Below are 12,931 nucleotides of genomic sequence, written 5' to 3'. Positions count from 1 at the left end.
TGTGCGGCAATTATATTATTTCTTAACCTCATTCTCATTTACCAAACACTCGGTGAGACACTGCCCTCGTAAAAAAACATTCTCCCAAAGCTCTCATTATCAATGATTTTTCTAACTGTTAAGATTTGTACAAATTTCTATACGAAAACAATATTTTCCGGATTAATGCCGAGTGATCCTTATAATAAGCAACAAGAAGGCGATATTCACTGAAAGTGAATATCGCCTTCTCGTTGAGTATATTTTTCTAAAGTTTAAGCATTCCGAGCATACAGCAAAAGTGACTACAATTGTTTCGGCTTCATCCAATTTCTAGCCGAGAAGATAATTCTCTCGACTTCCTCATATTCGTTGGATAAGAGTCAGACGGGATCACGTAGACGCGCTCCTTTCGAAGACGCCGAGAACTCAAAACGCAATTACTGGAGAAGCGCAAAGGCATAGCTAAAAAAGTGATTCTGAAGCTTCGCAAATATCTACTAAGTCCAAAATGCAATGCGGAATAACACAAAAAATTGGAAGTAACACTTAAGAAGAATTTTTTGGAACGCGTACGGAAGGAGGAAACAAAGCTATAGCACAGAGAAAATTGAGCCAGTGGAGGAATATAAATTCACAAAACTGCATTTAAGTGTTTTCTGAATTACATTCTGCAAAACCATCTATTATAGAAGGATAATATGTTATTGAGCTAGACAATACGCGTACCCAACAAGCTGATTAAATTCAGCGATATGGCAAAAAAGTGGAATGGTCAGATAAATTCATTTCCCAATCCTGTTAAAATCATATTCAACTTCGTTTATACTTTTATAGATTTTTTCGAGTCTCAGCGAAAAAATGTTCTCGTGCTTCCGTAAGATAAAGCTCAATATACCATTGCTGGCTTTTTCCATATCTCCTTTTAAAGGATGAATAATGAAGGTATAATAAAAAAAGAAATACTTTTGTTTGAAACTCATTTGAAACACCACTATTCTTATTTAGATCCAAGAGTCAGGTTCCAGACGGAATTGGACTGATCAAAAACCTAATTGTAAACATTCATCAAATTTGTTGATTCGTTCATTTTGGATCAATTGGTAACTCAACTGAAGGCTTAGGTACTCACGGCCATCTCTCAGATAGGTTTTAGCATTCTGAGTATTCACCTGCAGAATATCACTGATTTCCGCCAATGATAAATTCATGACATACTTCAAAATCACAACAGTCTTATGGATTATTGGCATTCCATGTATGGAATGGGCCAGCTTTGATTTTAAATCCGGCATATCTATATTCAAGGTTATTTCTGGCAATGGAAGTTGATTTTCTTGCACCTTTTCCAGTTTTCCTTCGGATTTTATTTTTTCCATACATAACTTAATGCAAAATTGATAGATGACAGTAGAAGGCTTTGCCTCAACAGGAAGATTATTTAATTGGCTGTGTAACAAGAGAAAGGTGCGGATCACGATTTTTTCTGCTTCAATGGGATCGTTCATTAGCTGATGAACCAACGTAAAGGCGGAATCCTTATACATATCAATCAAGTCGCCAAAGGCTTTTCGATTTCCTTTCTTTGCAAGTTTAAATATATAACTCTCCATCTTCTGAGTCAGCATCATGTGAAACCTCCTTTCCTCCCCCCATGATTAGTGTAGAGCACCTGCTAGCATATACTCATTTCCTTTTACCTCTCGTCTCGGTTTACTTGTGCATTTACTACCTACAACGTTTCCCCGTTTCTCCAAACTGCATCAAAATCACAAGTGATCATCTATTCATATATTATCCCCACTATATTCGTTTTGATACATGAATGTCAATTATTGAAGGACATAAGTACGGCAAGTGCTTACGAAAATAAAAGGACAAATATAAGTAATGGTTAATGCCGAATTACCTTCTAGAGCAAATGAGAAAGGGAAATCATCTTCTTCGTACCCAGCGCAAAAACCAATTGCCAAATTTACGGTCCAACAGAATTGCCAGAATCGCTACCAGGATAAGTACTCCTAAATCCCTTTGCACATGCCAAAAAGACATCTCTTTTTTTCGATAATAATCTGAAGGATCTACACTCGAAGAGTTTGACGGTAATAGAACGTTCGATGTTGTTGTGTTGCCTGCTGGGATTCCCAACAAAGGAATTCCAGATGTTGGGGCTCCTTGAATTCGGTAACCGAGAAAATCTTTATGAAATGGGATATTGCCATAAGAAATACTAACTACTAAAGGAACCAAAAAAAACACAACAAAAACGATGATCATGGACATTACAAGTTTCCCGAAAAGCAATCTTCTCACGACACAATCCCCCATCTATACCATCTACAAATATATTTATTTAAAAAATTACCACTTTAACATTCGGGCTACAAAATTCCGTTGATTTGTAGGAAGCAGAATTTATCCAGATAGGATTGAAGATGCTTGGATTAGAGAACATGAAACATACTACCAATTAAAACCTTTGCTTAGAGAATCATCGTGTGTAACTACTTCAGTATGTTCAGGATTCCCCTTGACCTTTGGCTGAAGGATATTTCATTTCAGCTAGATCCGTAGTAGAAACGGTAGGGTATCAGAACAGCTGTTGGTTGCACCAAGAAGGAAACTTAATGCGGACATTTGAGGCAGTTAAAATCCAAATTCAAAATATTATATACATTTCACTAAACAAACGTTTAGTTAGTTGATCCACGAGATATTTTGATGTTCAGAATATATTTATGTTTGTTGCTCCGTTGGTATAACTCACCTCAGTTACGATATTTTTATTAACTTTAGTGAAGCTGAATCTATATAGATTGAACTAATGAATTAATTCAAGGTCAAAGTAACGGAGGGGAATTTTTGGAACTGGAAGAGCGAAAGCGTCCGCCTCCCTCCGGATTTCATCCGCTAGATGCGGTATGAATCAGGAAATCCGGAGACAACAGCTGCTGGAAGTCCAAACATTTACCGTAGTTACGGCGACACTCCCAAAAGAGTATATCTTAAGTTCAATCTATATAGATCCCCTAGGATCTTACCTACTCCACGAAGCAATATGGTTAAATGTCCACACATTGTATCGATCTTCAAAGCCAACAGCTAAAGGCAATTTGTCCAACAGCAGCTTGCAGATCATTAACAGTAAATTCATACATGCCAATAAACATTCATAAAATAGTTTGATTAAATTGGATTGCAGAGGGGTGATTTGATTGGTAAACAGTTACATAAATACGCTGTCCTGGGGATTGATAGGATTTGGAATCGGCGGATTTGGAATTGGCATTGGGGGCGCCTCAGCATATTTGATCAGGTATGCAAGACATCAACTCATTTCACTCCTGATTATGGCAATGGCAGGCCTCATTATCTCTTTAATCTTTTTCGAAATAATTCCGGGAAGTATTCAGGAAGGCGGACTATTTTTGACCGGAGCTGGCTTCACAATTGGTTACCTACTGGCACGACAAATCGAAAAATTTTTCCAACGAATTGTTATCATCACTAACAGTGCACAAAGAGATATTTTTATACAATCCGGCATTTTATTAGCTTTTGCAGTTGCACTTCATAATTTCCCTTCCGGTATTTCTTTTGGTACCAGCTTGCTGAGTACACCTGAATTGGCCAAAAGTTTGGTTGTTACCATGATACTTCATGCAATTCCTGAGGGCATGGTTTTAGGGCTCCCTTTTGTATTGGCAAGCTTGCCCCCCTGGACGATGCTGCTCACGTCAGTTATAGTTGGTTTCCCAACCGCAATAGGTACCATGCTAGGGTATAAATTCGGAATGATTATCCCAGGCACGCTCTCCGTTATGCTTGGTATTGCAGTTGGAACCATGCTCTACATCACTTGGTTTGAAATTTTAAAACCTGCTTTAAAGGAAGGCGGACAAATAAGAAACTTATTTGGTATATTTGCTGGCATAATATTTGGAGGGGTGTATGCACTTTTTCTTTGAGATTCCTGGTTACAAACATTTAACTTGAACTTTCGACCTTTTGCGCACAACTCTACTTCTATTTATTTTAAATTTTGAGATTAATTAATTATGTTTTTAATAAAAAAGACAACCTGTTTATGATTACAACAGGTTTGTCCTTTTCGCTAATTCAGTTACCACTTTCAGATTGCTTATTCATCCGCTTTTCACAGCATAAAAAGCACTTTTTGCTGGTTTATACACCCCTAAAATAATGGATGCCGCATACAGGATTGTAGGAAGTATTGAAGGAACATCAACTAAAGAGAGAACAAATCCCAAGAGGAGTGTTATTCCGGAAAGAGTGGTCAATAACATACCATCAAAAAACGACTTCGGTTGTAGGGATGGTTGCGCTTTTGAAATGGGAACAGCCCTATAACCGGCTTTTTCAACTTCACGAATGATCGTATCCACATTCGTTTGATGCGCAATCTTCATTTTCCCCGTCGAAAAATTAACGCTAACCTGCTCTACATCCGGCCGTTTCATCAAGTGCTTCTCAATACTGACGGCACATGCTGCGCAGTCCATTCCCTCTACATTAAAGACCTGCATATCTAAAGAAATCAAAGGTTCGATTGAATATCCAAGCTTTTGAACTTGTTTCTCAATCTGCTCTGATATTTCGGTGTCCTCTACTTTAGTCTGCATTTTCGCCGTACTGTAGTTAACCCGAACCGATTGTACGCCGCTCATTTTTTCAATGCTTTTTTCAATCGTAGCTGCACAGGCTGGGCAATCCATACCTTCAATACGAAATTCGAGATCTTGTGTTTTTTTGAATCTGAGACATGATCAATGGATTCTTGATGTGATGAACACGAATCGTCTGTACAGCAATCCTTATCTACTGGCACCGCCGATGATTGGCAACAGGAATCGGCAACAACAGGGTCAACCGTAGAACAGCAGTTATCCTTAACAATGGTTTTAGGAGCTTGCTTTACTGAAAGAGTTAATTCTTTTTTGAACTTTGGCTTTTGTGAAGTAGCGCATGAATCATCTGTGCAGCAGTCATCCTTTTTTATTTTCGCAGCAGACGTTTGGCAACAGTCATCTACTGAGGAGTTATCCGCAGAGCAACAGCTATCCTTTACAACTACTTTAGGAACTTGCTTGATTGACACAGCTAATTCCTTCTTAAACTTTGGTTTTTGTGAAGAAGAGTATGTTTTATCTAAGCTGCATTCTTCCTTCTCCACAGACATTGCCGAAGACTGGCAGCAGGAATCTCCTGCAGATTCAACCTTTGAGCAGCAATCATCATTCGCAGTGCCTATCGTTGTTTCCTTTTTGTACTCCATTAGACCTCAACCTCTTCCTTCTGCTGAAAAGCAAGCTTGATCAACTGTTTAAGGTGTTCATCCTGTAATGAATAAAAAACTAACTTCCCCTCTTTTCGATAATTGGCAAGTTTCATATTTCTTAGCAAACGTAAGTGATGCGAAGCAGTAGCCATCGAGCAACCGATAATATTCGCCACATCACATACACAAAGCTCTCCTTCTTCGCATAAACAGAATACGATCTTAAGCCTTGCATCATCAGCTAGCGCTTTAAATATTTGAGAAATGGTTTGCGTCTCAAACTGCTCAACACGCTGTTTTACACGGTTTTCCTTTTTTTCGTCATAACAATAAATGTCACACATATCTAGCTTTTGTTCATTAATAGTCATTTCTCACACCACCTTAACCCAATAATCAAACTGTCGTTTGATTGTATTTTATGCTATATTATATAAATAGTTGTTAAATTGGGTTTTCAAGCAACACCTAACGATGAAATTCACGGCCAAGATGTGTAAAAACGATTACATAATAAATGTACGGCGTTAGCAATACCAAATATACTCCTACCAAAATAAGCGATGACTGCGGAAACACTGTGTTAATAACCCAACAACAATAGGAACGATAATAAAATTAGAGACCATTAATGCTGCAGCAATCCGCTGACGATTGCAGAATTACAGGCTAGTAAATACGTTCTGGACCTTGGAAGCGGTGAGGGGTTTGATTGCGTACTAGGCTCTCGTCAGGTAGGCGAGCAGGGCCTCATCGGTGTCGATATGACACCTGAGATGATTAGTCTTGTACGAGATAATGCCGTCAAAGGACGGTTTGATAATAAGGAGTTCCGTTTGGGTGAAATTGAGCATCTTCCCCTCGCCGATATTACGGTCCATGTCATTATCTCCAACTGCGTGATTAATCTTTCCCCCGATAAACAACAGGAATTTCGCGAAGCATTCCGGGTACTTCAGCCAGATGGGCGTCTGGTAATCTCGGATATCGTGACTACGGCTGAGGCTTCTATCAGTATCCCGCCCTAGTTGTGAAATTTAATGCGTTTAATAAACATGATTTGTGGAACATGATTATAGCAGTAACATGATACAATTCCCTTAAAGGATGAAGGGGGATAGACGATGATAACGAGAGAGAAACTTGAACATCAACAAATTTGGTTATATGTAATTGCTCTAATTATTGGTGGGGTTTTAGGATTGGTTAGTCCAAAGGTAGGATCTTCGCTTCATATAACTATTTCTCCAATACTTGCGATTCTTCTCTATGGAATGTTTGCGCAAATCCCTTTTCTGCAATTACGAGAATCATTTTCAAATAGAAGATTCATCGGAGCTTTATTGGCTTCTAATTTTGTAATCGCACCTATTGTTGTATGGCTATTAACACAGATTTTCCCGCAGTCTTCGCCTATTTTAGTGGGTGTGTATTTGGTGCTTTTAACTCCATGTATTGACTATGTAATCGTTTTTACACAACTTGGACGCGGAAATGAAAGGCTTATACTCGCAGCGACACCTATATTATTTGTCGTTCAAATGATCTTGCTCCCTGTTTATTTGTGGTTATTTATGGGGGAGGAAACTGCCCGAATTGTAAAGGTTGGGCCATTTGTAGAAGCATTCTTTTTCCTGATTGTAATTCCTCTATTGCTTGCGATCATTACACAGTTATGGGCAAAAGGTAAAGCAAGAGGAAAAACCATATTAAATGCAACTGCTTGGTTACCGGTTCCGTTTATGGCATTAGCTCTTATTATTGTGGTGGCATCTCAAATTGGGAAGGTTTACAACGACTTTGATGTTATTGTATATGTAATTCCGGTTTATATTTTATTTCTTATTCTGATGCCGTTTTTATCGCGAATGGTTGCAGCGTTGTTCCGTTTAGATGTTGGAGCAGGGAGAGCGCTCATTTTTAGTTCAGGAACTAGAAATTCGCTTGTCGTCCTTCCTTTGGCACTCTCATTACCGGATGAATGGGCTACAATAGCCTCTGCGGTAATTGTTACTCAAACCATTGTGGAATTGGTAGGAGAACTCATTTATATACGAATCGTGCCTTCATTCGTATTACGGGATGTACAGCACAAAAATACCCGAAAACAGCAGCATTAGATTAGATGCTGTTTTTCCCGTGTCAAAAAGCATGCTTTTGGGGGACATATATCTCAGCAGAAAACCCAGTCACAACTAATAATTAATATGGGCGACCGAAGTCACCCATTTTTAGACAAGGCTCTCTCGTAGGTCCTGCACTGTTAACCCAAATTTGACTACAAGTGTCGAGGCGTAAATCACATCTCCTGCATTTTCAGCGACAATATGAACGCCGAGCACCAGCTTTATTGCTAAAAGGTGTGTTTGATAAACAAGCCTCTATTCTTTTATATCTAACGGCAACGATTATCAGCGGATACACAACCTTCATTCGCTGTTTGAAAAATGTAGTAAAACGAAAATATAATATTGATACTTTTTAGTGGGTGCCGTATCCATTGGGGAGTGGAAAGAAGCGACGCTCGATGCCATTCTTTTTGGCCTTAATGAGCTGCTTGAAGGATATGGCATGGAAAAAGCCCACAGAATATGGAAGCATTACTGCAGGTTACTCCGAAAGAAGCCATTTCCGTAGCTAAGCGAGTAAAACTAATAATCAAGTTCAACTTTTGTTGCTTTGGTTAGTCTGACGATCTTGATTGAACGGAGCAAGAAAGCTTAATTTAGGTCCAATGAAGATGGGGCAATCGCAGCGAATGCCCCATCTTTTTTAGATCGTTCCGATAGTCCGATACTTCTATAGTACATCCTTATTATTTTCTGTTTTCTCTTCAGATTCAACTAGTCCCTTTGCTCCTCTTTTGAACTCAGATAAGGTTGTGCCGATCGCTCTTCCCAGCTGCGGCAATTTAGAGGGTCCGAAAAGAAGCAGTCCCAAAATGACAAGCAATATCATTCCCGCAACCCCTATATTCATTGGCACATCCATCTCCCCATTCTATCCATTAGAAATTCACTAACAGTGCGGTTACATACATCAACAGGATTCCCAGTGTGAGTCCGCCAAAATTGAGCCACGATACGCTGGGAGCACCTTCCGCTTTGGCATCCCTTACAATCATTTTAGTAATAACATATATAACTTGAACAATTGCACCGGCACCAATACCGAAGAACAGAGCCGCCAATGTTTGATTAAAGACAAATCCTCCTATCCAGGTACCTACGATTGCTGGAGCCCCTCCTAAAATGGCCAATGCAAGAAAAGTTTTAATAGTCGGTCTTGCCTTCAAGAGTGGAGCTGCTATTCCGATGCCTTCTGTTATATTATGAAGTGTGAATCCGATAATGAGGAATGTACCCAGTGCTGCCTCACCCGCGGCAAAGGCTGCACCAATCGCAAGACCCTCACCGAGATTATGGAGACCGATCCCGCCTGCTATTTTGTAGGAAACTTGCTTGCCATAATTACGCTCAACTGTATTCTTCTTAATATTGGTCTGATCAACTGCAAGTAAAAATAAAAAGCTGAGTAGAGCTCCAAACCATACGAGTCCCGTTCCTTGAAACACGCCTGGAGCCTCCACTCCCAATTCTAATCCCTCTTGAATCGTGTCAATGGCAAGAAAGAACAACAAACCTACAGTAAATGCCAAAACGCCCTGAATCCCCTTAGAGGAAAAACGACGCATAAATGGATACCACATCAAACCGAGACCAACTGGAATTACTCCTACGTAAATTCCGATTAACGAGTATTGCATAAACCGGTTGCTATCTGCCTCAGGCGTTTTCATGGCTGCCGCTACATCACCTACAAAGATTAGACCGTTTTCTGTAATGAGCTTTATTTCATGCGGATCGCCTTCAACCCATGGATAAGGGACATAGACTGTTGCATTTCCCAACCGTTCAATAGTTGAGCTTGGTGTATAAGAGGCATTCCAAAACGAGCCGTCCACTACAACCTGTGCAATAGTTAGTGGTTCAGGTCCTGAATTCAAAACCCTCACCTCAAATCCCTCATCTGTCAGTATTATACGTTCGATATTCAATACTTCAATTGGAGCAGCTTGCTGTTCATCAACACCTGTTCCCCAATTGCCAAAAACGTAGATCATCCCTGCCAAGAGCAACAGCGGTAATATCCCCAATAACCACACCGTTCCGTAATTTCGTTTTTTATTTAATGGTTCGGTCTGCACAATATACCCCTCCTAATGTCACTCAACTTCGAAAAAACCCATCCATCCGAGCTCAGTAAACTCACTCTGATGGGCATGAAACATGTATCTACCTGGAGTTGGAAAGGTAATCTCAATAATGCCCCTTTCGCCTTGGCATTGCATGATCGTATCCGTAAACAACGGACGCGCGTCAGGATCAGCACCAGTGGGGTAATAGTGAAAATAATTGGAATGCAGATGAAATGAATTGATAGGATCGAATTCCGTCAAGTTGCTCAAATAAATCCGAACTAATTCTCCAACCTTTACTTTAATCGGTCTGGATTGATAAGCGAATGCGTATCCGTTCACCGTGTATACTTCATTTTCCCCATCTAAATCCAAATCGAATCCATTCATGACCATGCTTAACTCTTTTGCCTGTTTTCGTGGTTTCTTTGGATCAATAATAAAATGACCATATAATCCCTTATGAATATGCCTCGCAAGAGGCGGTACGTGACAATGATAAGGCTGCAATCCAGCGGGTTTGGCTTCAAACTCATAGACGAATTCTTTCCCGGTAGGGACAGGCTCCAAACCGTCCATATTAGTTGGATGTATGCCATGCAGATGTATGGAATGCGGATGCGCTGATCCGTTCCCGAACTTTATTCGAATAATGTCCCCTTCTGTACATCGTAAGGTTGGGCCAGGAATCGTACCGTTGAATGTCCATCCCGGAAAATTAATACCTTTTGCAATTTCCACCTCTGCATCCCAGGCAAGAATATTATATTCCCTAATGGTTCTGCCATCAGGCGCTTTACTTACTACCCCATAATCGAATGCGGTTAGCGCTTTAACCGCTGCTTCCAGCCCTGGAGTTGAATCCGTTCCTGGATCATAACCGTGAACCATCCCCTGATTCATTTGACTTTTCAAAGTGTGATGCATTTCCTTCTTATCCATGGCATTAGCTGTCTTGGTGAATAATGAACTAGTGTTAAAAAAACTAGTTCCTAACACCCCCACTACTCCTGCTGCGCCCATTTTCAAAATACTTCTTCTTGATAAGTTCTGCTTATTATTAGAAGACATTCCTATTCACCTCCGAGTTAATTTAAGTTAAAACCTTTCCTTAGGGCAAAATGGTTTAAATTAAAATCATTTTACCCCTAATCTAAAAATGTTTCCTTGAGGAAACATTTATCTTGGTTAGAATATATGATACAGTGGGCACTTTGTAAAGAATTATTTTTGTTGGATTGTCCTTATCTTATATAGGTTGCTTGACTAACAGAAAAGAGTCGACCAATTGAATTGATCGACTCTTTTCGTACATTAATAAACTCAAGCCTAGTGAGCTAGCAATAAGTTTTGTCACTTTAAACCTTACCATCATTAACCAATCGCCATTACTGATATCCCATAGCTGTTAATCTACATGACTTCGAATTCCTTGCTGCAAAAAAGGCTTTACGAGTCCGACCGATACTAACTTTTGAAGTTCCTTATATATCTGAACATTGGCAGCATAGGACTTCCACTTATAAATTCATACGAAGGATCAGGTTTATGTTCTTCTTCAGGAGAATTAAACCAAACTCCAATTTACCTTAAAACTCCAGCACCCTTTAGTTCTACTGCCGCTCATATGATCTACTGGCCGTCAGTACAGTGCCCTCTTCCCTTCTCCTAGTTGTGCAATATTACCACCTGATAAATTTACAACTCCATATCCATAAAAATACAGTAGTGCTACATCATTTGAACCACTAAATAATTTGTGAATAGATTGCCTCACTTGAGCTTTGTTAAGACCACTGGTGAGTTAGTAAGTAATCAGATTGAATAATTAGGTGTCCCGTCACTTCACGATTCAATACACTTGACATCTCGATTACTGGTCGGACAACTTTCCCAACGTTATGGACGACGTCTGGGTCTTGCTAGTGGGTTCTTGACCGGTGGCATAGGTGCCGTTGGAGTTGTGCTTGCAGTATATACGAATAATATTGTATTTTTCTTCCTTTCACAGCTCATTTATGGTGCAGGAACTGCAACAAATTTACAGGCACGTTATGCAGGTACAGACCTAGCGAGTTCCACCAAGCGTGCGACAGCGGTTAGTATCGCAATGGTATCAACCACCCTTGGTGCTGTCGCAGGTCCAAATCTGGTTGAACCTATGGGCCGCTTTGCTGTGGCACTTGGAGTCCCTGCTCTGGCTTGCCCTTTTATTCTTGGAGCTGCAGCCTACATTCTTGCCGGTTTAGTGCTTTTAGCTTTTCTTCGTCCTGACCCTCTTCTCGTTGCAAATGCAGTAGCAGCCAGAAAAAAGTAGATGGGGCGATCTCTCAGAAGAGCACTCGGGAAGCCTAGCCAAGAATAAGCGCGGAGTAATCGTTGGGGCAACCGTAATGATTTTAACGCAGATCGTCATGGTTGATGACAATGACACCTGTACATATGAGACATTATGGGCATGGGTTAAGTGAGGTCGGGCTGGTGATTGTCATCCACATTGGTTCTATATATCTTCCTTCTTTAATCACAGGGATTCTCGTAGATAAGATTGGACGAACTGCAATGGCATTTGCAGCTGGCGTAACACTTTTTGGCGCGGGTATTCTTGCTGCTGTTGCCCCTGCTGATTCTTTGTCGGTTCTGATCATTGCTCTTGCTTTGCTTGGATTAGGATGGAACTTCGGTCTAATTAGCGGTACAGCACTCATTGTGGATTCAACGACTCCATCCAATCGCGCAAAAACACAAGGTTCTGTAGATGTCTTGATTGCTTTGGGAGGAGCATTTGGGGGAATAATGTCCGGTATGGTTGTGGCCATTCCAGCTATACGTTACTGTCATTTGCAGGTGGAATTCTCGCACTACTGCACATTCCGAGGAGTTACTTCTACTCTTTTACACAAACTTCTTGACGCTACCTAATAAACGTTCTCTTGTCCATCCAAAGCAATAACAAACAGGTACATCCAACGCATCGTCTTTTTGGAACACCGAGACTTTGAGCATATCTTTGCCAAAGGTCTGCACATCGCTAAAATAGACAACTTCACAGACTGAATTAGTACAAAAAGTGTAAGTCGATTCAGTGTGAATAGTTTCTAAAGCTCTTGGTTTAAGCAATGCTTTGAGGGTAATCAATTGAACACCTTTCCCCTTTTGTTTGCAAACAGGACATTGAGTAGGCGTTGTTGGCTTTTTGAGAGGTGTCTGACAACAGCCAGCCATTCGTTATCACTCCCACTATAAATTAATATTTTCTCTCGTTTACTCACTCGTTCTTAGATTTTCAGCCATTGACTTGATGAGGGCTGGAGAAGTCATGTAAGGATGACAATATTTTCTGGTGGAGCCGGTGGCGGGAATAGAGATTGGGGAACCTTGTCCCCAGCCCATGGATACTTCCACTGATCGCACTTTGGATATCCACACCTTCTTTTGACGGCTTACCCTCCCAT

Annotated in this window: 11 protein-coding genes and 4 pseudogenes; 5 read left to right on the top strand and 10 right to left on the bottom strand. The window is 40.4% G+C overall.

Features of this window, described 5'->3' with window-relative positions; genetic code table 11:
- Window positions 1-1,022 precede the first annotated feature (1,022 nt).
- A complete protein-coding gene (locus JRJ22_RS13510) occupies window positions 1,023-1,610 on the bottom strand; it encodes a sigma factor-like helix-turn-helix DNA-binding protein (RefSeq protein WP_054940695.1) in 588 nt (195 codons plus the stop codon).
- 304 nt (window positions 1,611-1,914) lie between these two features.
- Window positions 1,915-2,292 (bottom strand): hypothetical protein, encoded by a 378-nt coding sequence (locus JRJ22_RS13505; RefSeq protein WP_206104894.1) that lies wholly within the window; start codon window positions 2,290-2,292, stop codon window positions 1,915-1,917.
- A gap of 1,037 nt (window positions 2,293-3,329) precedes the next feature.
- On the opposite strand from JRJ22_RS13505, the gene JRJ22_RS13500 reads away from it, so the two are divergent.
- The gene (locus tag JRJ22_RS13500; protein ID WP_206104893.1) at window positions 3,330-3,947 is read left to right on the top strand and encodes a ZIP family metal transporter; all 618 of its coding nucleotides are present in this window, start codon (window positions 3,330-3,332) and stop codon (window positions 3,945-3,947) included.
- Window positions 3,948-4,124: 177 nt separating this feature from the next.
- Here the strand turns inward: JRJ22_RS13500 and JRJ22_RS13495 are convergent, their stop codons facing one another.
- From JRJ22_RS13495 to JRJ22_RS13485, 3 genes are read right to left on the bottom strand one after another with little or no spacing between them, the layout of a single operon-like run.
- Window positions 4,125-4,715 carry a cation transporter gene (locus JRJ22_RS13495; protein ID WP_054940693.1) on the bottom strand — a complete coding sequence of 197 codons (591 nt, stop codon included), beginning with the start codon at window positions 4,713-4,715 and terminating at the stop codon, window positions 4,125-4,127.
- Window positions 4,664-5,275 carry a hypothetical protein gene (locus JRJ22_RS13490; RefSeq protein ID WP_206104892.1) on the bottom strand — a complete coding sequence of 204 codons (612 nt, stop codon included), beginning with the start codon at window positions 5,273-5,275 and terminating at the stop codon, window positions 4,664-4,666. The genes JRJ22_RS13495 and JRJ22_RS13490 overlap by 52 nt, the downstream gene beginning before the upstream one ends.
- Window positions 5,275-5,649, bottom strand: a complete 375-nt coding sequence (locus JRJ22_RS13485) for an ArsR/SmtB family transcription factor (RefSeq protein ID WP_054940692.1) — start codon at window positions 5,647-5,649, stop codon at window positions 5,275-5,277. The genes JRJ22_RS13490 and JRJ22_RS13485 overlap by 1 nt, the downstream gene beginning before the upstream one ends.
- Before the next feature lie 264 nt (window positions 5,650-5,913).
- Between JRJ22_RS13485 and JRJ22_RS13480 the strand changes: the two are divergent.
- Window positions 5,914-6,282: pseudogene (locus tag JRJ22_RS13480) on the top strand (methyltransferase domain-containing protein); the annotation flags it as partial.
- 120 nt (window positions 6,283-6,402) lie between these two features.
- Window positions 6,403-7,398 (top strand): arsenic resistance protein, encoded by a 996-nt coding sequence (locus JRJ22_RS13475; RefSeq protein ID WP_054940691.1) that lies wholly within the window; start codon window positions 6,403-6,405, stop codon window positions 7,396-7,398.
- A gap of 117 nt (window positions 7,399-7,515) precedes the next feature.
- Here JRJ22_RS13475 and JRJ22_RS13470 read toward each other — a convergent pair.
- Window positions 7,516-7,620, bottom strand: a pseudogene (locus JRJ22_RS13470) (hypothetical protein); the annotation flags it as partial.
- A gap of 8 nt (window positions 7,621-7,628) precedes the next feature.
- On the opposite strand from JRJ22_RS13470, the pseudogene JRJ22_RS29240 reads away from it, so the two are divergent.
- Window positions 7,629-7,905: pseudogene (locus JRJ22_RS29240) on the top strand (cation-transporting P-type ATPase); the annotation flags it as partial.
- 172 nt (window positions 7,906-8,077) lie between these two features.
- On the opposite strand, the gene JRJ22_RS13465 reads toward JRJ22_RS29240, so the two are convergent.
- Genes JRJ22_RS13465 through JRJ22_RS13455 form a run of 3 tightly spaced genes read right to left on the bottom strand, consistent with a single transcriptional unit; the run spans window position 8,078 to window position 10,547 of the window.
- A complete protein-coding gene (locus JRJ22_RS13465; RefSeq protein WP_269751883.1) occupies window positions 8,078-8,257 on the bottom strand; it encodes a twin-arginine translocase TatA/TatE family subunit in 180 nt (59 codons plus the stop codon).
- A 28-nt stretch (window positions 8,258-8,285) separates the two neighbouring features.
- Window positions 8,286-9,485, bottom strand: a complete 1,200-nt coding sequence (locus tag JRJ22_RS13460) for a ZIP family metal transporter (RefSeq protein ID WP_054940689.1) — start codon at window positions 9,483-9,485, stop codon at window positions 8,286-8,288.
- Between the two features lie 18 nt (window positions 9,486-9,503).
- Window positions 9,504-10,547, bottom strand: coding sequence for a multicopper oxidase domain-containing protein (locus tag JRJ22_RS13455; RefSeq protein ID WP_054940688.1), 1,044 nt, complete (start codon window positions 10,545-10,547; stop codon window positions 9,504-9,506).
- An 802-nt stretch (window positions 10,548-11,349) separates the two neighbouring features.
- Between JRJ22_RS13455 and JRJ22_RS29235 the strand changes: the two are divergent.
- Window positions 11,350-12,388, top strand: a pseudogene (locus JRJ22_RS29235) (MFS transporter); the annotation flags it as partial.
- On the opposite strand, the gene JRJ22_RS13440 reads toward JRJ22_RS29235, so the two are convergent.
- Window positions 12,372-12,701, bottom strand: coding sequence for a hypothetical protein (locus JRJ22_RS13440; RefSeq protein ID WP_054940687.1), 330 nt, complete (start codon window positions 12,699-12,701; stop codon window positions 12,372-12,374). The pseudogene JRJ22_RS29235 and the gene JRJ22_RS13440 overlap by 17 nt on opposite strands.
- Window positions 12,702-12,931 lie beyond the last annotated feature (230 nt).

This window comes from Paenibacillus tianjinensis (assembly GCF_017086365.1).
GTDB lineage: Bacteria > Bacillota > Bacilli > Paenibacillales > Paenibacillaceae > Paenibacillus_AQ > Paenibacillus_AQ tianjinensis.
This window is presented reverse-complemented; position numbering and strand designations above follow the sequence as displayed.